This is a genomic window from Schaalia radingae (genome assembly GCF_900106055.1).
Taxonomy (GTDB): domain Bacteria; phylum Actinomycetota; class Actinomycetes; order Actinomycetales; family Actinomycetaceae; genus Pauljensenia; species Pauljensenia radingae_A.
In genome coordinates this window covers 1713372-1734761 of record NZ_LT629792.1, presented here as the reverse complement: position 1 = coordinate 1734761, position 21390 = coordinate 1713372, and the positions used below count along the sequence as shown (strand labels likewise).

The window sequence follows — 21390 nt, the reverse complement described above, 5'->3', positions numbered from 1 at the left end:
TTAGGAGTTTCCATGTCAAAGAAGGTATACACACCTATTCGTCAGGGCCATGACGAGACGCTCGCCCTAACGCAGATTCCGGTTGCGGAACTTAGCGATCGGGTGCTCGTTGTTGGTGATCCGAAGCGCGCCGAGAAAGCTGCGGGTCTGCTTAATGACGCCATGCCGATTGCCAAGAACCGTGAGTACCATTCGTACTCTGGAACGTACAACGGAAAGAAAGTCACCGTTGTGTCGCACGGGGTTGGTGCGGCTGGCGCTGCGTGTTGTTTCGAGGAGCTGTGCCGGGGTGGGGCGAAGTTCATCGTTCGCGCTGGCACCGCAGGTGGTGTTCAGCCAAACGTGGTTGACGGCGACCTCTTAATTGCTACAGGCGCGGTACGTTGCGACGGCTACTCCGAGCTCGTGGTGCCTATGAATTATCCAGCCGTGTCGGATCTGGAAGTGACCTCCAAGCTCGTGGAAAAAGCAAAGGATTCTGGGCTGACGGCCCACGCGGGTCTCGTTCTGACAAGCGCCAACTTTTATCCAAGTCCGATCCTTGGAAATGACCAAGCTATGTGGCGCGATGCCGGAGTCATGGGCGTTGAGATGGAAGTGGCCGCACTGCTCATTACCGCCTCGATCCACAGGGTTCGTGCGGGTGCGGTGCTCGCCATCGATGGCAACCCATTAAAGGATGAGGACGAGACAATGACGTCCTATGAACCAGATCGCGACATCGTTGCGAAGGCGGTTGAGGCAACTCTCGAGGCGTCACTGAACACTTTGATCTCTCTCTAGGCTAGACGCCACAAATGGGTTTTTTGGGGGGTGCCCCTATGTTGTGTGTCAAGCTGCCAGGGCGGTGTCGGGGACGTCGTAGAGGGTGCCGTCTCGGAGCATGGCGTACAGGACTGTGAGTCTGCGGTGGGCGAGGGCGATGATGGCTTGGTTGTGTCGTTTGCCTTGTGCTCGTTTGCGGTCGTAGTAGGTGCGGCTGACCGGGTCGGTGCGGATCACGGCGAAAGCTGACAGGAACAGGGCACGTTTGAGGCGTTTGTTGCCTGAGTGGCTGACTCGTTCAGACTTGATCGATGACCCGGACTGTCGGGTGGTCGGTGCCAGGCCAGCGTAGGAGGCCAGGGCGGCGGAGCTGGTAAATGTCTTGCCGGAGAGCTCGGCGATGATCATGGCGGCGGTCCTGAGACCGATGCCGGGCATGGATCTCAGGACCAGGTAAAGAGGGTGGGTGGCCACGATCTTCTCTACCTCGGTTGCAACATCGGCGCGTTGAGCGTGCAGACTCAACAGTTGGCGAGCCAGGTGCGGTATGACAAGGCCCGCGGCTTCGGTGCCGGTGACTGTCACCGACTGCTTCGCTAGCGCGGTAAGAATATCCTCGGTCCATGCTGTGTGGCGGCGAGCTCCGTGCTTTTTGAGTTTCGCATCGATTCTCGCTCGCCCGGCTTTGCGTAGAGCCTGCGGGGTTGGCCAGGTAGCGAGCACTTCGAGGATTGCGTCATGTTCCAGGCGTGGTCCGAGAACTCTTTCCAGTTCAGGGTGGATTTGGGTGAACAGCCCGCGGATCCGGTTGGAGACTTGATTGACCTGCTGTGAGAGGTCAAGGTCGAAACCGGTGAGCATCGCCAGTCCTGCCTCGTCCTGGTCGGTCTTGGTGAGCTGTCGCAGGATGTGGGGAAGGCTGCGGGCTGCGTCAGCGATAATGAACGCATCCTTTTCATCAGTCTTCGCCTCGCCCGGGTATAGGTCAGCGATCCGGCGCATGGTCAGCCCCGGCAGGTAGGCGACCTCGATGCCCATATGTTGGGCGACCGCGATGGCGAGAGCGCCGATTGTTGCCGGCTGATCCACGACCACCAGCACAGAGCCTTTCGCTGACAGATTCGTGTAGATATCAGTGAGTTTTTGTTCGTTGTTGGGCAGGGTCTTATTCCATAACACCTGCCCGGAATCGGTTAGTGCGCAGGCCCAGTGGTCGGTCTTGCCGACGTCCAGTCCTAGAAAAATGTCTGGTCGGTCAGTTCTCATGGCAGTTGTCCTCTCGGTTTGCACCATAAGTCGGCCGAGCCTAGACAGCACGCCTCACATCCACGTTACGACAGGCATCCATCCTTGGTGCCGAGCCCCTAATCAGCGATCACATGCTGGCAACCGACCCTGGTGGCAACACCCCCCGGATCATTGGATAGACAGGGGCAAGACACCATGCCAGGGCGGCTGGCCGACAATCCCAATCAACACCCGCCAATCAGGACCTGTCAACAAGGTAACGGGAGGAGGGATGGCAAGAGCTGGTCGGTGTGGAGGCAATCCACTGAGATCTGCGCGCCCCAGGCCACGCGCTAGGCCATGCGACACGGTATTTTGGCACTCGGATTGTCAGAGTGCCAACTGAGCTTTAAAATAGATGCATACGTGAAGTTCGGATCCCTATCCAGCTTCACGCAACAATGAATGTCTCCAGACCCTGGCCCCCGCGACGGCAGGCGTGAGGAGGCGACCATGAACCTGTTCGAATGAGAAAGGGAGTCAACGAAGTGTCGATCTCCATTAAGCCGCTCGAGGATCGTATCGTGATCCGTCAGCTCGAAGCGGAACGTACCACCGCTTCCGGTCTGGTTATTCCTGACACCGCCAAGGAAAAGCCGCAGGAAGGCGAAGTGATCGCCGTGGGTCCGGGCCGCATTGACGACAACGGCAACCGTGTTCCGATGGACGTGAAGGTTGGCGACTCGGTTATCTACAGCCGCTATGGTGGCACCGAGGTCAAGTACGACGGTGAGGAATACCAGATCCTGTCTGCTCGTGACGTGCTGGCAATTGTCGAGCACTGAGCCAACTGACAAGTAAGTGGTGGGGTTCTGCAGCTGAGCTGCAGGACCCCACCACTGTTTTAAAGCATGTATCAGATTGACCTGTAAGGCGTGTGTCTAAGCGGGACTTTCAGGTAGGCACCGACCTTATCTGGGAGATAGGCAGCCGATTTCCTCCAAGAGACCGGCATGCCAGCGACCTGATCAGGACACGCGGCGACGTTTACGCTGGACGATCTCGCGACGTTCCTCTTCGGTCATGCCACCCCAAATACCATAGGGTTCCTGAGAAGCAAGTGCGTGCTGTCGGCACTGCTCGATGACGGGACAGGTAGCGCACACTGCTTTCGCGTTTGCTGCGCGACGCCGCCTAGCAGCACCACGCTCACCTTCGGGATGGAAGAACATCTCGGTGTCCATGTCTCGGCACGCACCGTCGTACTGCCATTCCCACACGTCCATCATTGGGCCTGGTAGGCGTGACACATCGGTCATTAGAGCTCCTCACTGACTTTTAGCGCATAGGTTCTCAGGGGAAACGGAAGAGTGTTTCTGAGTCCGCTGATGCGGCTTTGATGAAAGGCAATAGCGTCGGGTCCGTGCGAAGTGTTCGGATCTTGAGCTGTTCCCGTTATCGCCACGAGTTAAGACTATATTTTTGTGCAGCTCTTATTCAAGACCGTCTGGAAAATTCCATGCGAATTCCCAGCTGTTCACGCTAAGAGCTGAACGATCCGAGGGACCCGCGCCTATTCGTAGCCATTCGTTGAATAGAAAGTGCGTAAGTAGTGAATAAGTTTCCGGTGGCAGGAAGGTGAGGAAGGGGCGAGAATCAGAGCTGAGGGCCGAGGCGAAGTGCGCTGAGCGCCTCGAGAACCAAAGGAGGGACTGTGAGCGTCTCGAACGGTGGCGAATTTGACTTCTCACACGCCCCACTGGCAACACCCGCACTGCCACTGTCAACGAGCCAGCCACCCGAAATAGGCCCCGTCCCGCTCACCGTGACAGCTGTCGCCGAGCGTCTGGGAATCTCCCCGTCGACGGTACGAACATGGGAACGCCGCTACGGAATGGGCCCACGCCGACGCGCAGGTGCTCACCGTCGCTATTTTGCAGATGACATCATGCGGCTGACCCGAATGGTCGAGCTGGTCCGCTCAGGAGTTGCTCCATCTAACGCAGCGGCAACGGTGCGTGAGCTTTCAGCCCGAGACCTGGCAGCGGCGGCGCCCGCGGCGCCACCCTCGTCCCCTGACCAGCTCCTTGATGCCGTGCAACGAGATGATTTCGCGGAGGTTGCCCGGCTGGTCGAAGCGTCAGTGGCGACGCACGGACTGATCCACACCTACACTGACTTCGTCGAACCAGTCACCGAAACGCTTCGTAACGACCCGGCCGGCGAAACCCCCGGCGGCGCATCCTCACTGATGTTGACAGCGATCGTGCTGCGCGTGCTACGAGCCCTTGCTCCGCATGCTGGCAAAGTCTGCCACAGTGACGAGGGCGGCCCACGTGACCGTGATGGGAAGACTCACATGCACGACGCCGCGAATGATGCTGTAGCACGCGATCATGATTCCGCCCGATCCGCCGCTTTGAACGCGAAGAGCGCCTGGTGCCATCACCGTCTGGTCATTATGGCTGATCCTGCGAACTTCATTGCCGCGCATATGGTTGGGGTGGATGTGCAATGGAGAGGCCTGCCAACCTCTATTTTGCTCACCGGATTGTCGGACGCAGCCAGCGCCGTACGGCAATTTGAGAGGCATCGGCGCGAACTGGGCTGCTCTGTCGTGATCGTCATGGGCAAAGGATCAGGGGCGCAGGAGCTAATAGAGCAGCTCACGCGCATAGACGATCTGCATATCGTGCTGGTGGGAGAACGCGCCCCCCACATTGTTGATGCGCGCATTCAGCGCGTGCGCACACTGAGCGCATGCGTCGACGAGACGGTGGCTTTGATGCGCGAATTGTGCCGCACGCCATGAGCTCGACGGCCGACCGTATTAGGCTGTCATGTAGCTATGGCCGAGGGCGGTGAACGCCCGCACCGTCATAACCGATAGTCAACCGCACCCGACTCGAAGAAGAACCGCAATGGAAATGCCCTGGTCCAACACCGATCTCATGGTCGGTTTCGATGAAGAATTTGACGCGATTGTCGACTTTGCACGCGCGAGCCGCGTAGATGGCGGATTCGGCTATCTGGATGCGGACGGAGTTGTTGACCCGACCCGGCCGATTGAACTGTGGATCACGTGCCGGATGACACACGTGTTCGCCATGGCCGCGCTCAAAGGTGATGACAGTGCGCGCGAATTTGTCGAGCACGGTGTCGCGTCGTTGCTTGGCCCCCTGCACGATGATGAGCACGGCGGCTGGTACTCAGCGATCACGCCTGACACACACGAAGTTGCCCTCGACAAGAAAGAAGCTTATGCGCACGCTTTCGTCGTTTTGGCGGCAACCTCCGCGCTGGCAGCGGGGATCCCGCAGGCTAACGAACTTTTGGATGAGGCGCTGCGGGTCGAAGAGCGTTACTGGTGGGAACCGGAATTTGGCCGCGTATGCGAATCGTGGGACCTGGCGTTCACTCGAAAAGAGGACTACCGCGGCATCAACGCCAATATGCATACCACCGAGTGCTTCCTGTCTGCATGGGATGCGACAGGGGATCGCAAGTGGCTTGACCGCGCACGCGGAATCATCCGCTTCGTCTACGACCAGGCTTCCCAGCACGAGTGGCGAATCCCGGAGCACTTCTCAGCGAACTGGCGCATTATCCCGGATTACAACCGTGATGAGCCGGCCCACCCCTTCCGGCCCTTTGGCGTGACGCCTGGTCACGGCCTGGAGTGGGCTCGCCTGTTTGTCCAGGCGCATGCTGCACTGGCGCAGGAGGGCGAACCAGGCGACGACATCGCGTGGATGACCGAGGGAGCAGTACGCCTGTTTGAGCGCGCCGTGGCTGATGGATGGGACGTAGACGGCGCTCCCGGCTTCGTCTACACCACCGATTTCGAGGGTACGCCGGTTGTGCGTGAGCGCATGCACTGGGTGATGTGCGAAGCGATTTCCGCTGCTGTCGCGATTGCCCCCTTCTTGTCCGAGCATCCAGCCGGCAAGTCGCATGCTGGTAACGACAAGGGTGGTGCGCGCAGTGAAAATGATTTACGAGGTGAGGGTGACCTGCGCGATGAGTCGGCTCCGACGATTACCACGCGCAGCCTTCAGGAACTGTATGCGCAGTGGGTGGCGTACGTGGATGAATACCTGCGAGAAGCTCCCGGCCGCTGGTATCACGAGCTGACACCGGACAATGCTCCCGGAACACGCACATGGCCCGGGAAGCCGGATGCATATCACGTGGCTCAGATGCTGATTTTTGCGCGTCTGCCTCTCACACCGACGTTCGCTTCGGCTATCAAGGATGGGTTGCTCGCACCGCTGGATCGCTGATTGTTCTGCGGTGGAGACGCGCAACGGCTCCCTCGTCTGTGCTGCTGACCTGGCGGCGCGACCGGCCCCCTCGTACCTGTGCGTCTGCTCTGCGCATGCCCGAGCTGATCCCGGGGAGCTGCGACGTGTGCACAGAGCAGCCCCGGCTGACCCGCACACACCCGCGCTGATCCGTGACCATTTTCATTGTCATCGAGGGCGATTCGTCGTCCCGATTTGCCTACACTTTGGATATGGCAGACTTTAACGCACATAACCCGTTCGAACTCGTTGGTCTTACATACGACGATGTCCTGCTTCTTCCCGAACTGACAAATGTTGTCCCATCCTCTGTGACAACCCGAGCGCAGCTCACGAAGAGGATCTCCCTCCATATTCCGTTGATCTCGGCCGCGATGGATACCGTCACCGAAGCGCGCATGGCGATCGCGATGGCTCGGCAAGGCGGCATCGGCATCCTGCATCGCAACCTGACGATCGAGGATCAAGTCTCGCAAGTGCGGCAAGTCAAGCGCTCGGAATCGGGCATGGTGGAAGACCCCGTGACAGTGGGGCCCGACGCCACGATTGACGAGCTCGACAAGAAGTGCGGCCATTACCGCGTGTCCGGTCTGCCGGTTGTGGATGACGACAATGTTGTGGTCGGCATTATCACCAACCGTGACCTGCGTTTTGTGCCGATGGATCAGTGGTCGACGTTGACAGTACGCGACTGCATGACACCGCGTGAGCGCCTCATCACCGGCAAGGTTGGAATCTCGCGTGAGGACGCCAAGCAGCTGCTGGCTGATCATCGAATCGAGAAGCTTCCGCTCGTTGACGACGAAGGCCACCTGACCGGCTTGATCACGGTGAAAGACTTCGTCAAGACCGAGCAGTACCCGAATGCGACGAAGGACGATCGTGGCCGGCTGGTTGTGGGCGCTGCGATTGGTTTCTGGGGCGACGCGTGGGATCGTGCGGTGGCTCTGGCTGAAGCCGGTGTTGATGTGCTGGTTGTTGACACCGCCAATGGTGGAGCCGAACTCGAACTTGAGATGGTGCACCGTATCAAGTCAGACTCTCGTTTCGACGGCGTGGATGTGATCGGCGGAAACGTTGCGACCACCGAAGGAGCTCAGGCTCTGATTGACGCAGGTGTGGACGCTGTCAAGGTGGGCGTAGGCCCCGGTTCGATCTGCACTACCCGTGTGGTGGCAGGCGTGGGCGTTCCTCAGGTCACCGCGATCCACCTCGCTGCACAGGCCTGCCGCCCAGCTGGAGTTCCGCTCATTGCCGATGGCGGTCTTCAGTACTCAGGCGATATCGGTAAGGCGCTGGTAGCGGGAGCTGACACGGTCATGCTTGGTTCCCTGCTTGCCGGTTGCGAGGAGTCGCCCGGTGAGCTGGTCTTCACAAACGGTAAGCAGTACAAGCGTTACCGCGGCATGGGCTCTCTTGGAGCAATGAGTTCGCGCGGCAAACGTTCCTACTCGAAGGACCGCTACTTCCAGGCCGATGTGACATCTGATGATCAGATTGTGCCCGAAGGCATTGAGGGACAGGTGCCGTACACCGGTTCGCTCGCCGCGGTCGTCTACCAGCTGATCGGTGGCCTGCACCAAACCATGTTCTACCTGGGTGCTCATACGTTGGACGACTTGAAGCAGAACGGACGTTTCGTGCGTATCACCTCCGCCGGCCTGCGTGAATCTCACCCGCACGACGTGGAAATGACCACTGAGGCGCCGAACTATCACGGAGCCGGAAAGTAGTTTTACCTGGTCGCGCACCGACGCAGCTATTGCGTACCGTGCTGCGTTGCGCGCGTGAAGGGGTGCCTGTCCGCGCACCGACGCGACAGTGCCTGGGCCACCCTCGTCCATTCGTCATGAGATGAGCGACGAGGGTGGCTCTCGCTTGTCTATATCGTACGTGCTCATGGGCAGCGCTGGCTGATATCTGGTCGTAGAAGGGCGGGCGGCTGTAAGCTCGGTATAACGTCCTATGAGAGGCGTTTTTCCGCGTAGAGATCAGCCAAAGGAGCTCATGATGACCACGCACGACACCTTCGTTCTTCGACGTAATGCTGATATGCAGCGCGAGGCGCGCGAACACATGCGGGACGGCGCAGGCACGGTGCACCTGACTCACATTTTGAAGCCTGAGGAGATGTTTGGGCGTGGCCGGATGTTCTCCGAGATCACGCTGCAGCCGGGTGAGTCGATCGGAGTGCATGACCATCAGGGTGAGTCCGAGTTCTACTACATTCTGGCTGGGCGCGGGACGTATGCGGTTGATGATGAGACGTTTGAGGTCGCGGCCGGCGATCTGACTGTTGTGCCTGATCATCATCGACATGGCATCGAGAACACCGGTGATGAGCCGCTTGTGTTCATTGCACTGATCCTTTTCACCGACGACCACGAGTAAGGCACGCGCGGGAGAAATATAAAGGTCGGGTTAGACCGGCGCGTTGCAGGCCGGAAAAGGCCGGCACGGGATAGACACAGGCCGAGCAAGACTGGCGCGGGAAGGACGCAGGCGCGACAATACCTGCACGGGAAAGGCGCGGGCCGAACAATACCTGCACGGCCGGATATCTCATGCGCATCCCCTTTTTCTTTTCGTCCCCGAGGTTCGATTTGGCGTGGCGGTAGGTTCGTTGTGAGGCTGTGGGTGGTGCGTGTGGTTGGGTGGGTGGGCTTGTGACCTGTGGGAATGCTTGGCCAGTGGGGTCAGTGCGGGTCCTTTGGGCTGTGGGTGTGTGTCGAGTTCGAACCTGGGGGAACATGCCCGGGGCCTCGTGTGATTGTCGAGGGTAGACAGGGGTCGTGCTTTGTGGGGATGGCTCAAGCTTGTGCTTTCTTGTGGGCTGAAGGGTTTCGTGTGGGGGTGCGCGTGCGCATACAGCGTCTTTCCACATTGTGGGAATTCTTGTTCCCGCATGCTTGTCCTCCCCTCTTTCCCCGTCTGTCGATCTGAAGAGGGTTCTGCTGCTAACCGCTTACACGGACGAGGCGTTTGCACTGGTCAGGAGTTACCTATCGGGAGGTAGAGCCGTGATGAATCCAGTGAGAGGCTTCCAGATCGACAGGTGGGTGCAGAAAGAGTTTGGTCCACAATTATGAATTGGGGCTGTACGGGCAGCAGTACTGTTCCGTAGTGTGGTGCACATGACACGACGATCACGACGCGGCACGCACGCCAGGCTCCTTGTTCCAGTAGTGGCCGGAATGATCATGCTGGCTGCATGCAACCAGGCACAAGACGGGCAAAGCAACAACATTGAAGCCTCTGCCAATCAAAGCGGGTCAGGCGATGCAGCCCACAGCATACCCATGTCGGGCGAGTACCCGGTCTTGCCCGACGGGAAGCTCGGCAGGCCCGTGGACTGGGTGGAACCACACGAACCACAACTGCCCAGTGCTGCCACCAACATGGACGCGTTCGGGGCGCGATACTTCGCCGAGTACTACCTCAACCTCCTCGCCTATTCCATCAACACCGGCAACACCACCACCCTCAAAAAAGTCAGCAGCCCCGAATGCAAAGTCTGCCAATCATACATCGACCTAATTGGGAGGGTGTATGGGGATGGGGGATGGGTTGACGGCAAGAACTATACAATCACGCGGATTGGCGAACCGATTCCGCACCCACAGACTAAAGGGCTCTACTTCGTAAAGATTCACGCAAAGAACGCTCCCTATGTCGAATATCGTGGGGGAGAGCTTCATCCGGCGTTAGAAAGCCAGAAGATAATCGAATTAGAAATACTACAGCGGAACTCTTCGTTCCTGGTTAAGAGCTATCACGCCGAAGATTTCATTGCAGAAGACGAGAGTGAGAAAGCGCAATCATGAGAAAAAGGGCTCTCAGAATTGTTGCAGTGTTCGTTCCACTCATATCACCTTCAATGGTTGCGCCTCCGGGCGATTTAGAAAGCTTCGATGACACCGTGAGGAGCGACGTGGCTGGCAGTGTGACTGTTGAATCTTCGTTTACTGAGGCGGTGTCGGTGCCTGGTGTGGAGGGTGCTGGCGTGGAGAATGTTGACGCCGCTGGTGCTGGTGGTGTGGTTGAGGTTGTTGAGGGGCCGGTTGGTGGGTTTCGTGTACCGGGCTGGCAGGTGCGCTGCAAGATCGGCACCGGCACAGCCGGCGCCACACCAGCAGACAAATGCACCCCACCACCAACAGAAAAACCTGAAGGAAAAGAACCAGACCAGCCCGCCACTCCGTCAACCGACACCATCGCACGCACAGCCCTGAACACCATCACCCTACGCGGCGCAGGCCTGACCATCCAACCACACCAACACGCCTTCACCGAAGTGCCCTCCAACATCTACGCCGCCACCCCCACCCAAACCCACACCCTCACCGTCTTCAACCACACCGTCACCCTCACCCTTCACGCCTCCACCTACACATTCGACTTCAACGACCACACCCCACCACTGGTCACCACCACCCCAGGAAACCCCTACCCCAACATGGTGCACACACACTCATGGCAAAACGAATCACCCCACCAAACCGTCACACTCACCACCACGTGGGACGTCACACTAACCAACCCGTTCACCGGCACCACGCACACCATCCCTAGCATTACAAGCACAAGAGAAACCAGCGCCCCATTCCTGTTAACCAAACCCCACCAAGTCCTCACCGACCACGCCGAAAAAACCCACGGACACTAACCCACGAGAAGAGAACGCCAAGCCAACAGGGAAAAGCAGCGACTGAGCGGAGGAGAGGACTAGAGAACTAGAGAGTCTGCACATCTGCTTAGTGACAGGTGGCACTAGTGCTGCATCTACAACTAAGTCGGCAGCATGCCAACATGACAAGACTGCAACTTGGCCGGCCACAGCACCGCGGCACGCCAGCACGGACGGACAGTGAAAACGTCGAATACAGTGCGGGTAAACCGTCGGCTACAGCGGCCACTCAGTGTTGATGTGCTCCACACGCCCCTTCGAGCGCAGGAATTCTTCAAAATGGATCGCCCATTCACGGTGCGCACGCTTCTCAAAGGCATGGACCTCGGCGCCACTCATGGTGGTGATCTGCGGATACGCGCGAGCGATCGCTGCCAACAGATCTAAGGTCATGGCAACATCAACTTCCGCAGTGTGCGCGTTTTCATCCAGCGGCACCCCGTATGCCGGTGCGAGAATAGCCAACGTTCGTTTGCCCCTTCGATAGCGATTGAGCGCCCGATCCAGCACGAGCGGATCCAGCAACGGCGCGGGTTCGCCCCCTAACCGTTCCGCGAGCGAGCCCGCACCATGACGCCGCAGCTCAGCATCAAGCAAACTCACGTCATACGAACCATTAAACGCAACAACCGGGAAGCCGTTCGACCAGTGATCGACCAGCGCAGAGGCAACCTCGTCAAGCACTTCGACGATTGGGCGGCCATGCTCGCGCGCATACGCGGTCGAAATCCCGTGAACCTCCGACGCCCTCGCGGGAATCTCGATGCCAGGATCGGCCAGCCACGTGCGCACCTCGTCTCTTCCAGCGTCCATCACACCGTGCTCGCGACGTACGAGGGCGGCCGTGACAAGTCGGTCTTCATCGACATTGACGCCGGTTGTTTCGAGGTCAAAGCCAAGCCACGGCTCATCGGTCCACGTCATTTTCTGCTCCTTTTGTTGTGCTGCCCTTGGCGAGCTGATCCACCCGCTGACAGGTCGATCTGTCAGTCGCTTAGTTGTGCTGCCTGTCGATGTCCAGTGTGCACTGAAGCGTGGGCATTTGTGAACTATCCCCGTGCTGAGCTGCACTATCATGACAGCGCTCATGTGAATCGAACACTACATCCACCCGGACAGCTAGGATCGAAGTGTGAGCTATGAAGTTGAAATCGGCAGAGGAAAACGCGGCCGGCGAGCCTATTCGCTCGATGACATCGCACTGATCCCAGCCAGACGCACCCGCGATCCTGAGGACGTCAACGTCGGCTGGCAAATTGACGCGTACCACGTGGATATCCCGATCATGGCAGCGCCCATGGACTCGGTGATGAGTCCGAAAACCGCGATCGAGTTCGGCAAACTCGGTGGAATTGGCGTGCTCGACCTCGACGGTCTGTGGACCCGGTACGAGGACGCAGACGCCGTCCTGGAAGAAATTGAACAGCTGGATGAAGAACACTCGATTGCACGCCTGCAGCAGATTTACTCCGAACCGATCAAGCCTGAGCTCATCACCGCGCGCCTGCAGGAAATCCGCCAGGCCGGAGTGGTAGTCGCCGGCAAATTGTCTCCCCAACGCACTCAGCGCTACTGGCGCTCGGTGGTCGAAGCGGGCGTGGATCTCTTTGTCATTCGCGGAACCACCGTTTCCGCAGAACACGTGTCCTCTCACCACGAGCCGCTCAACCTCAAGCGCTTCATTTACGAGCTGGATGTGCCGGTCATCGTTGGCGGCGTGTGCACCACGACCGCTGCCCTGCACCTCATGCGTACCGGCGCAGCGGGGGTTTTGGTTGGCTTTGGTGGGGGAGCGGCACATTCGACGCGCCAGTCCCTGGGTGTTCATGCTCCCACCGCAACAGCGATCGCCGATGTTGCGGCCGCGCGACGTGACTACATGGATGAGTCGGGCGGCCGATATGTGCATGTCATCGCCGATGGTGGTATTGGGCGCTCAGGCGACGTGACTAAGGCGATTGCCTGCGGTGCAGATGCGGTGATGCTGGGCGCCGCTTTGGCTCGCGCTGAGGAGGCTCCGGGCCGCGGATGGCATTGGGGCTCCGAGGCCACCCACCCGGACATGCCCAGAGGCCACCGCGCCTACGTCGGCACAGTCGGCTCGATGAAACAGATCCTCTACGGCCCTTCCACCAGGGCGGACGGTTCACTGAACTTCGTAGGCGCGTTGCGGCGCACGATGGCGTCGACCGGATTTTCGGAAGTCAAGGATCTGCAGCGTGTCGAAGTTGTGGTCAGCCCCTATACGCCCTCGTAAGCGCCCGCGGGCCGCTAAGAGATACACGCGCCGCGCAGTGGGCGGCCAGCTCCTACGCCCCTCGTAAACGCCTGCGTGTCGTTATTAAGGCCTGCGCACGGAAGGCCGACCCTTGCATAGCCTCGTACACCCCTCCGCTGCTTGTTTCAGACAACAGGTATCGTTTCGAGACAGCAAGTCACCCTCGTCAGTAATTGACGAGGGTGACTGCGTGAGCTCGCCGGGCGAAAACTCGCATGTGAGACCCCTGAGGCACGGCGAGCGCTCCGTGAAGGAGCTTAGGGGTTAGTGTGAGCGGCGACGCGTGTACAGACCTGCGCCAGCGCCGAGCGTGACGAGCACAGCAGCTGCGGCCGCGAGCGGAACTGCGGTTGAGCCGGTGCGTGCCATTCCCGGACGGCTGGCAGCGTACTTCTTGTCGCCAGCATCGGTGCCTTGGCCCTTACCAGTGGTGTCGGGCTTGACCTGACCCTTACCGCCGGCAGGATCGGTGCCCTTTCCTTTGCCTTGGTCAGGGGTCTCTGACGTGGCGACGAATTGATTATCGACAGCCAGCGGCGCGGAATCAAAGCCAAGAGCATTGATCATCGTGTAGTACAGGTCGGACTGGTCGGTGCGACCCACAACGTTCTCAGCACCCGAGCCGGAGGCTGCGACGCGCAGCTGTGCACCGGTGTGTCCCTGGCCGCCGAGAGCCACGTCATCGTCGTTGCTTCCAGCGTTGGCGTAGTTGATCACCATGTCGGAGCCATCGGCTGTGCGCAGCTTGGTGGTGCGGCCGAATGTCTCGGTGCCCCCGCTGGTGATCTGGCTGGTATGCGCGTGATCAGCGGTTACCACAATCAAGGTCGGCTGGCCGCTGGTGGCGACCCAGTTCTGCGCCACCTGGATGGCCTGGTCGAGGTCGTCGAGCTCGCCGATCTGGCCGCATGCGTCAGCAGCATGATCGGCCTTGTCGATCGAGGCTGCCTCCACCTGCAGGAAGAAGCCCTTGTCGTTCTGCAGCAGGTTGATGGCCTTCTTAGTCATTGCTGCCAGTGTGGGGATCTCCGCGGTGCGCTCCGGGTTGAACTCACAGGACTGAGCCGTAAGCGAAGCGCCATCCGTGGTCGGAACCGTCTCGTTGAACATGCGGGGCATGTTGCCGGGGGAGAACAGTCCCAGAACAGGTGCATCCTGGTTGGCCTTGGTGACAGCATCAAGCTCATCGGCGGTGGTGACCACCTGGAAACCGTTGTCCCTGGCGTTGTCGACAACGGACTTGCCGGCAGTCCACTTCGTGGTGTCGCCCCATGTGCCGTCAACCTGAACTGTCTGGTCGAAGGCTTTTGCGCCACCGCCCAGTGTCACGTCAGCGCGCACGTCAACGAGCTGCTCGGAGATCGATCCGAGTCCGCCGTTTTCACGGAACTGCTTCAGGTACTCATCACCCTGGCAGGAGCTGCTGTTCTTGTCGTATTCAGGTCCGTAGCACTTGCGGTTCAGTGCGTGAACGGCAGCGCCGGCAGGTGTGGCGTCCTGGATTTCAGAGGTGGTGACGTTACCGGTCTTGTACCCGGCCGCTTTCGCCTTCTCCATCAGGTTTGACACAGCATTTCCCTGCAGGTCCACACCGATCGCGCCGTTGTAGGTCTTCGTGCCGGTCGACCATCCGGTTGCGGATGCAGCCGAGTCGGTCACGTAGTTGACTGTGCCGTCCTTATTGAGTGCGAAGTGCGTGTAGGAGCCTGTGTAGTCGAGATTGTCGACTCCGGGCAGGCGTCCGTTTGCACCGTACAGGTAGTTGCGCGCGGAGGTGATTTCCGAATCGCCCATGCCGTCTCCGATGAACAAGATGACGTTCTTGGCTTCGCCTTCAGAACCTGAACGCTGCGGGCCGTCTGCACCGTACTGTGAACATTCGCCGGCTGCGGGCACGTGAACCGTGCCGTCCTTTTCAACAATCCTGCAGGTGGTGAATGCATCCTGAGCGGGAACAGGCTTCGTCAACGTGCCTGTGGGCACGGCTGCGCGGGCGCTGGATCCGTTGCCTGCACGGTCCAGGTATGGGTTCATGTTCAGAGCATTGGCGATGGTGAAGAACAGGTCGGTTTGGTCGGTCTGACCCAGAACGTTTTCCTCACCCGGACCGAAAGCAGCGACGCGCAACTGAGCGCCCGTGTGCTGCTGCGACCCGCTGGCATTCGTACCATACGCGATGCTCATGGTGGAATTGTCAGCGGTGAGCAGGCGCGTCACCGGGGAGACGTTGTCGGAACCATCAGCCACGATCTGGCTGGTGTGAGAGTGATCAGCAGTGACAAGAACCAGTGTCTCGCCGTCCTTCTTAGCAAAGTCGAGAGCGACCTTGGTAGCTTCGTCGAGACGCTTAGTTTCACCAATCTGGCCGCATGCGTCTGACGCGTGGTCGCGCTTGTCGATGGAGGCAGACTCGATCTGGAGGAAGAAGCCCTTATCGTTGTCCTTGTTCAGGAGTTCGATAGCTTTGTCGGTCATGGCTTCCAGTTCAGGCTCAGTGCCGATGTCCTGCTTCGTGCACTGGATGGCCTCGCCCTTCGCTCCGCCAATCGTGGCCTGTGACGGCGCGAAGGTGGTCGTCATGTTGCTTGGTGCGAAGAGGCCCAGAACAGGGGTATCTTGGTTAGCTACGGTAACCTGATTCAGTTCGTCAGCGGTGGTCACCACCTGGTAGCCATTGTTCTTGGCATTGTCGAGGACGCTTGCGCCCTTCGTCCAGGTAGTGTTGTACTTCGCGCTACCGGTCAGGAACGGGTTCGTATTGCCGGAATCAGCCATGACCTCTGTGTCGAAGAATGATGCGCCACCGCCGAGGGTGATGTCGGCGCGGGTATCGATGAGCTGCTCGGAAATGGAGCCCAGGCCGCCGTTAACGCGCTGATCTTCGGGGCACTTCGCTTTCTTCTTGCCGGATGGGGCGTAGCACGAGCGTGACGCCACGTGTGCGCCCATGACGGCAGGTGTTGCGTCCTGGATCTCTGACGTCGTGATGTTACCGGTGCGCATGCCCTTGTTCTTCGCCACTTCGATGAGGTTGGCGACGGGCTGACCCTTGATGTCAACGCTGATCGCATTGTTGTAGGTCTTCGTGCCTGTTGCCCATGCGGTACCCGATGCAGCTGAGTCGGTGACGTAGTTGAACGAGCCGTCCTTGTTGACCGAGTGGTGAGTGTACAGTCCCTCACTGGTCAGCTCGTCGATTCCTTCGAAACGGCCGGCAGCGCCGACGAGGTAGTTACGAGCAGCGGTGATTTCCTGCTGGCCCATGCCGTCGCCGATGATGAGAATAACGTTCTTTGCGTGAGCGTCAGTGCGTCCCTGACCCTCCACACCGTATTGCGCGCAATCGCCCGGCTGCAGAGCAACAACGTTGCCATTGGAGTCGAATGCAGTGCATTGTTCTGGTTTGTTGGTCTCATGCGTCGTGGGGGAGTCGGCGACACCTGCCGCCATGCACAGGGGTGTCAGAACCAGAGCCAGAGCACCGGTTCCACACGCCAGACCCACGCGCCGATTACGACGTGAATGCATCTTCCTGCCTTCATCTGGAGGTGTTACTGGATGTTCTTCGCTGCGCACGCAAGGAAAGGCAGAAGCGTAACGACGAACTATCTGTAGCAAAGCAGCCCAACGCAACAGTTCGGTGACACCGTGTAACAGAAAGGTAAACACTTCAAAACTATGCAGGTCACCAAGTGCCGCCTGACGAATCTGATGACGCTATCATTCAAGAAAGAACGCTGGTCACGCGTCCAGATGCCGTCTGTTCGTGGCGGTCTGGACCCCTCGACCGTCGACGATGATTGATCAATCACATGCGGTGCGCGCGGTCAAGGGTGAGATGACTGAAAGGACATGAGATGCCGGTTCGTCGCAAGCGCGCGTCAATGGCTGATGTCGCCAAACTTGCGGGTGTTTCCCCGCAGACCGTTTCACGCGTCTCAAACGGCGAACCCTACGTTGTCGACGACAAACGCCAACGAGTCTTCGAAGCGATGAAAGAACTGGGATACAGACCCAACAGTGCGGCACGCGCCATGAAACGCGGCTCGTTCGACACCCTGGGAGTGGTGTACTACTCCCTGCACGACGTTGGGAACTACCGTTCCCTTGAAGCCATTTCAGAGGCGGCAGCTGAGCGCGGATACGCCACCACGTTGATACCGCTTCAGGCGTCGACTCGGCGCGCCACTGACGGCGCATTCACCAAACTCGGTGAGATGACTGTGGACGCTGCCATTGCCATTATCCCGTCACAATTCCAGGATGACGCGGCTCTCCACCTGCCGCAGGGCATCCCGCTGGTCGTCCTCGGGCCACGCCTGTGGGACGAGGCAAGCGCCGTTGACTTCGAACAAACGTCAGGCGTAAGCGACGCCATGCATCACCTGATTGATCTGGGACACCGGCGCATTGACCATATCAGCGGACCGACGGACTCCTATTCCGCGCAGGCGCGACGCCGCATCTATGAAGCGGTACTGTCCGAATCTAAACTTCCAGCAGGACGCATCTGGCGCGGTGACTGGAGTCCACAATCGGGCTATCAGGCGTGCAGCGCGTTGCTTGACGCGGTGTGTGAGAAGCGCACAGACATGCCGACCGCCATCTTCGTGGCCAACGACCAGATGGCGCTGGGAGCATTTCGCGCCCTGCTAGAACGCGGTCTGCGCGTTCCCGAGGACGTTTCGCTGATCGGTTTTGACAATATTGACGAGGCAGTGGAGTTCCCGACGCCGCTGACCACAGTCATTCAAGACTGGGACAAAGTGGGAGCCAATGCTGTTGACCTTGCTATTGAGATGCTCAACGGTGGCGCACCGACACTGCGTTCAGTCCCAACCCGCCTCATCGTCCGCCAGTCAACGGCAGAGCCAGGTGGACAAGGCCGCCCTCGTCAATAGCCTGTGCGCGACGGAGGAGCAAGCGTGCTCGGGCAGGTACGATCCGCGCGACGGCAGACTGTGCGAGGCGCTTCACCGACAGTCCCACGAAAGTCCCTCGCCGAAGCGGGCAATATGACGGACAATAGGAACGACATAGTTTTCCACCCAAGGAGCTTTCATGACTGAATACCGTATCGAGCACGACACGATGGGTGAGGTTCGCGTCCCCGCCGACGCACTCTACCGCGCGCAGACGCAGCGAGCAGTGGAGAACTTCCCGATCTCGGGTGAGCGGCTGAACTCCCACCACATTGCGGCTCTGGGCGAAATCAAGCGCGCAGCGGCGCTGGCCAACCTGGAGCTCGGCGTGATCGACCAGGAAACGTCGGATGCCATCGTTGCCGCCGCCGATGAGGTCATCGCCGGTCAGCACGACGACAACTTCCCGATCGACATCTTCCAGACCGGCTCGGGCACGTCGTCAAACATGAACACCAACGAGGTGATCGCCACGCTGGCAACCCGTGCCTCCGGTAAGGAGATTCACCCGAACGACCACGTCAACGCCTCGCAGTCCTCCAACGACGTGTTCCCCTCTTCGATCCATATCGCCGCATATCAGGCGGTCGTTGAGGTGCTGCAGCCAGGACTGAAGAAACTGCACGCCTCGCTGGACGCCAAGGCGAAAGAGTTTGCCAATATCGTCAAGTCGGGCCGCACCCACCTGATGGATGCCACACCGATCATGCTGGGCCAGGAATTCTCCGGATATGCAGCACAGATCTCGCACGGCCTGGATCGCATTGAAGCAGCGCTGCCCCGCCTGGCTGAATTGCCGCTGGGCGGTACGGCCGTAGGCACCGGCATCAACACGCCGGAGGGCTTCTCGGCTCGAGTGATCGAACTGATCGCCGAGCACACCGGTTTGCCATTGCGCGAAGCAGACAACCACTTCGAGGCTCAGGCCGCTCAGGATTCGCTGGTCGAACTGTCGGGTGCGCTGCGCACGGTTGCTGTGTCGCTGGTGAAGATCGCCAACGATCTGCGGTGGATGGGCTCCGGCCCGCGCGCCGGTATTGGTGAGATTCACCTGCCCGACTTGCAGCCAGGCTCCTCAATCATGCCCGGCAAGGTCAATCCGGTTCTGCCTGAAGCAACTGTGCAGGTTGCCGCTCAGGTCATTGGCAACGATGCGGCGATCACGTTTGCCGGTTCGCAGGGCAACTTCGATCTGCTGGTGATGCTGCCCGTGATGGCCGCCAATCTGCTGCAGTCGATCAACATCGTGGGCAACGTGACGGCAGTACTGGCCGAACGCTGCATTGACGGCATCGTGGCGGACGAAGAGCGCTGTCTGACGCTGGCGCAGTCCTCACCGTCAATCGTGACGCCGCTGAACCGCCTGATCGGATACGAAAACGCTGCCAAGATCGCGAAGCACTCCGTCAAGAAGGGCATCACAGTGCGTGAGGCAGCCCTTGACCTGGGATTCGTGGAGCGTGGTGAGCTGACCGAAGAACAGCTGGACAAGGCTCTGGATGTTCACTCAATGACCGGTTCATTCTGATTCGTTGGTGAATCACACTGACTGAAGTCAGGAACGAGGGCGGCTCTGCTGAGTCGCCCTCGTTTTGTTGTCTGCGTGGCAGCTGAATCGCCGAGTGGTCGCATGCAAGCGACCACTCGGCAAAACCCCCGGCATCATCTGGCGTCATCCCGGTACTATCCCGGCAGCATCAGGAGACGGTACTGTGTCCGATGAGCATGACGAAGCGCCATGATTTCTCGCGCCTGCCCTGCGAAAGGACTAGCATGGAACGCGTCCTACCGACAGGTCAATTACCGTGCGGGTCTTGAGGAGAACACGTGCCCCCACCGAATCAGAAAGTGACATTCCAGCAGGCACGAGCAGCCCGCCTGGCTGTCGCCGCGCTGTTCTTCACGAACGGTGCCCTTTTTTCGAACCTGATACCCAGGTACCCTGAAATCAAAGACATCTTCGCGCTGTCTGATTCAATTTACGGTCTGACCATCGCACTGTTCCCACTGGGAGCAATCTGCGCAGGACCACTGGCGGGAGCGTTCATCCGCCGCTTTTCATCCGCTCGCACAGCATGCCTGGGAACCGTGGGGATCGGTGTATTCCTCTCAATCGTCGGACTGATCGCCACGTGGCGCGCTTCCCTTGGCGCGCAGGCAACCGGAACAACACTGGCCACTGCCGTCTACATACTGTACGCCGTCATGTTTTTCTCTGGCGGCGCGTTCGACTCCGTGACCGACGTGGGACAAAATGCCCACGGCCTGCGTGTACAGAAACTCTATGGGCGTTCCATCATTAATTCCTTCCACGCGGCGTGGTCCATCGGTGCAGTGGCTGGCGGCCTCATGGGCTCCCTCGCCACCTCGCTGCACATTCCGCTGGGCTGGCACCTGACCGGCTCATCACTGATCTTCATCATTGTCGGATTCACTGCGTACCGCTTCACCCTTCCCGGTAGCGATGACGTACCGGAGCGTATCGAACGCATCACCGACGCCGAATCAATGACATTGTCGGGACGCACAACACCGGGAGGCCCCGATATCGCCAGTGACCAAGCGGAATCAACTCAGACGCAGCAGGTACGTCCGGTGGCCGTCAGCACTCTTGTTGCCATCACAACGCTGACATTCCTGTCGATCTCAGGAACGCTGGTTGAAGACGCCGGAAACGCGTGGTCCGCTCTGATTATGCGCGACTATCTGGGGATCCCCGGTGGAGCTGCAGGACTCGCGTTTGTCGTGCTGCTCTTCTCGCAGGCCATCGGCCGAATCGTTGCTGACAAAGTGATCGACGCGATCGGTGCGCGCGGGACGAGTTTCATAGGCGGTGCCATGGTGCTTGTCGGCGGTGTTGTTGCCTTCGTCTACCCGCATGTGGCCACGATGATCCTCGCGATGGTTCTTGCCGGTGCGGGATGCTCGGCAATTGTGCCAATCGCCATGAACGCGGCAGACAACATTCCCAGGATGAAAACAGGTAGTGGACTGACAATCGTGACGTGGTTGATGCGCTTGGCGTTTCTGCTGTCGCCGCCGATCATGGGCATGATTGTTGAAGCTACTTCGTTGCGGGCAGTGCTGGCCGTGCTTGCCGTCAGTGGCGCATTGACATTGGCGACGGCGTGGATCATTGCCCCTCGCGATCGACGAGGGCGACTGAGCTAAGCCGCCGCACTTCCAGCGAAGCGCCTGTGCCTCTCA

The 21390-nt window shown here is 59.4% G+C and carries 16 protein-coding genes; 12 read left to right on the top strand and 4 right to left on the bottom strand.

The features are described from left to right. Positions 1-12 precede the first annotated feature (12 nt). Complete coding sequence (locus BLT69_RS07580; protein ID WP_092648764.1) at positions 13-783, top strand: nucleoside phosphorylase; 771 nt, start codon at positions 13-15, stop codon at positions 781-783. A 48-nt stretch (positions 784-831) separates the two neighbouring features. Here BLT69_RS07580 and BLT69_RS07575 read toward each other — a convergent pair whose 3' ends face one another. Beyond that, positions 832-2031, bottom strand: a complete 1200-nt coding sequence (locus tag BLT69_RS07575; RefSeq protein WP_092648763.1) for an IS110 family RNA-guided transposase — start codon at positions 2029-2031, stop codon at positions 832-834. Positions 2032-2540: 509 nt separating this feature from the next. Here BLT69_RS07575 and groES point away from each other — a divergent pair. Then, a complete protein-coding gene (groES, locus tag BLT69_RS07570) occupies positions 2541-2837 on the top strand; it encodes a co-chaperone GroES (RefSeq protein ID WP_058237849.1) in 297 nt (98 codons plus the stop codon). Between the two features lie 183 nt (positions 2838-3020). On the opposite strand, the gene BLT69_RS07565 is transcribed toward groES, so the two are convergent. Further along, a complete protein-coding gene (locus BLT69_RS07565; protein WP_058237120.1) occupies positions 3021-3311 on the bottom strand; it encodes a WhiB family transcriptional regulator in 291 nt (96 codons plus the stop codon). Between the two features lie 395 nt (positions 3312-3706). Between BLT69_RS07565 and BLT69_RS07560 the strand changes: the two genes are divergently transcribed. The 6 genes from BLT69_RS07560 to BLT69_RS07535 all read left to right on the top strand — a co-directional run bounded on the left by BLT69_RS07560 (position 3707) and on the right by BLT69_RS07535 (position 10962). After that, complete coding sequence (locus BLT69_RS07560; RefSeq protein ID WP_257590294.1) at positions 3707-4804, top strand: MerR family transcriptional regulator; 1098 nt, start codon at positions 3707-3709, stop codon at positions 4802-4804. A 109-nt stretch (positions 4805-4913) separates the two neighbouring features. After that, positions 4914-6275 (top strand): AGE family epimerase/isomerase, encoded by a 1362-nt coding sequence (locus tag BLT69_RS07555; RefSeq protein WP_070726937.1) that lies wholly within the window; start codon positions 4914-4916, stop codon positions 6273-6275. Between the two features lie 233 nt (positions 6276-6508). Next, positions 6509-8029, top strand: coding sequence for an IMP dehydrogenase (gene guaB, locus BLT69_RS07550; protein WP_092649129.1), 1521 nt, complete (start codon positions 6509-6511; stop codon positions 8027-8029). 274 nt (positions 8030-8303) lie between these two features. Next, the gene (locus BLT69_RS11185; RefSeq protein WP_307876266.1) at positions 8304-8687 is read left to right on the top strand and encodes a cupin domain-containing protein; all 384 of its coding nucleotides are present in this window, start codon (positions 8304-8306) and stop codon (positions 8685-8687) included. A 743-nt stretch (positions 8688-9430) separates the two neighbouring features. Beyond that, entirely contained in the window at positions 9431-10120 is a 690-nt protein-coding gene (locus BLT69_RS07540; RefSeq protein WP_157886381.1) for a DUF6318 family protein, read from the top strand. A 107-nt stretch (positions 10121-10227) separates the two neighbouring features. Then, positions 10228-10962, top strand: coding sequence for a hypothetical protein (locus BLT69_RS07535; RefSeq protein ID WP_092648761.1), 735 nt, complete (start codon positions 10228-10230; stop codon positions 10960-10962). A gap of 237 nt (positions 10963-11199) precedes the next feature. Here BLT69_RS07535 and BLT69_RS07530 read toward each other — a convergent pair whose 3' ends face one another. Then, complete coding sequence (locus tag BLT69_RS07530; protein WP_092648760.1) at positions 11200-11907, bottom strand: exonuclease domain-containing protein; 708 nt, start codon at positions 11905-11907, stop codon at positions 11200-11202. Between the two features lie 208 nt (positions 11908-12115). On the opposite strand from BLT69_RS07530, the gene BLT69_RS07525 reads away from it, so the two are divergent. Beyond that, positions 12116-13240 (top strand): GuaB3 family IMP dehydrogenase-related protein, encoded by a 1125-nt coding sequence (locus BLT69_RS07525; protein WP_092648759.1) that lies wholly within the window; start codon positions 12116-12118, stop codon positions 13238-13240. 285 nt (positions 13241-13525) lie between these two features. Here the strand turns inward: BLT69_RS07525 and phoA are convergent, their stop codons facing one another. Then, on the bottom strand, positions 13526-16789 hold the full coding sequence (gene phoA, locus BLT69_RS07520) for an alkaline phosphatase (protein WP_092648758.1): 3264 nt from the start codon (positions 16787-16789) through the stop codon (positions 13526-13528). A 329-nt stretch (positions 16790-17118) separates the two neighbouring features. Here phoA and BLT69_RS07515 point away from each other — a divergent pair, with 329 nt between their 5' ends. From BLT69_RS07515 to BLT69_RS07505, 3 genes are all read left to right on the top strand, one after another. Continuing rightward, entirely contained in the window at positions 17119-18162 is a 1044-nt protein-coding gene (locus BLT69_RS07515; protein WP_092648757.1) for a LacI family DNA-binding transcriptional regulator, read from the top strand. Between the two features lie 160 nt (positions 18163-18322). Continuing rightward, positions 18323-19711, top strand: a complete 1389-nt coding sequence (locus tag BLT69_RS07510; protein ID WP_058237111.1) for a class II fumarate hydratase — start codon at positions 18323-18325, stop codon at positions 19709-19711. Between the two features lie 299 nt (positions 19712-20010). Then, a complete protein-coding gene (locus BLT69_RS07505; RefSeq protein ID WP_092648756.1) occupies positions 20011-21354 on the top strand; it encodes an MFS transporter in 1344 nt (447 codons plus the stop codon). Positions 21355-21390 lie beyond the last annotated feature (36 nt).

Coding starts and splice junctions, on each gene's coding strand:
- BLT69_RS07580 (WP_092648764.1), top strand. CDS start 13: ATGTCAAAGAAGGTATACACACCTATTCGTCAGGGCCATGACGAGACG.
- BLT69_RS07575 (WP_092648763.1), bottom strand. CDS start 2,031: ATGAGAACTGACCGACCAGACATTTTTCTAGGACTGGACGTCGGCAAG.
- BLT69_RS07565 (WP_058237120.1), bottom strand. CDS start 3,311: ATGACCGATGTGTCACGCCTACCAGGCCCAATGATGGACGTGTGGGAA.
- BLT69_RS07555 (WP_070726937.1), top strand. CDS start 4,914: ATGGAAATGCCCTGGTCCAACACCGATCTCATGGTCGGTTTCGATGAA.
- guaB (WP_092649129.1), top strand. CDS start 6,509: ATGGCAGACTTTAACGCACATAACCCGTTCGAACTCGTTGGTCTTACA.
- BLT69_RS11185 (WP_307876266.1), top strand. CDS start 8,304: ATGATGACCACGCACGACACCTTCGTTCTTCGACGTAATGCTGATATG.
- BLT69_RS07540 (WP_157886381.1), top strand. CDS start 9,431: ATGACACGACGATCACGACGCGGCACGCACGCCAGGCTCCTTGTTCCA.
- BLT69_RS07530 (WP_092648760.1), bottom strand. CDS start 11,907: ATGACGTGGACCGATGAGCCGTGGCTTGGCTTTGACCTCGAAACAACC.
- phoA (WP_092648758.1), bottom strand. CDS start 16,789: ATGCATTCACGTCGTAATCGGCGCGTGGGTCTGGCGTGTGGAACCGGT.
- BLT69_RS07515 (WP_092648757.1), top strand. CDS start 17,119: ATGCCGGTTCGTCGCAAGCGCGCGTCAATGGCTGATGTCGCCAAACTT.
- BLT69_RS07510 (WP_058237111.1), top strand. CDS start 18,323: ATGACTGAATACCGTATCGAGCACGACACGATGGGTGAGGTTCGCGTC.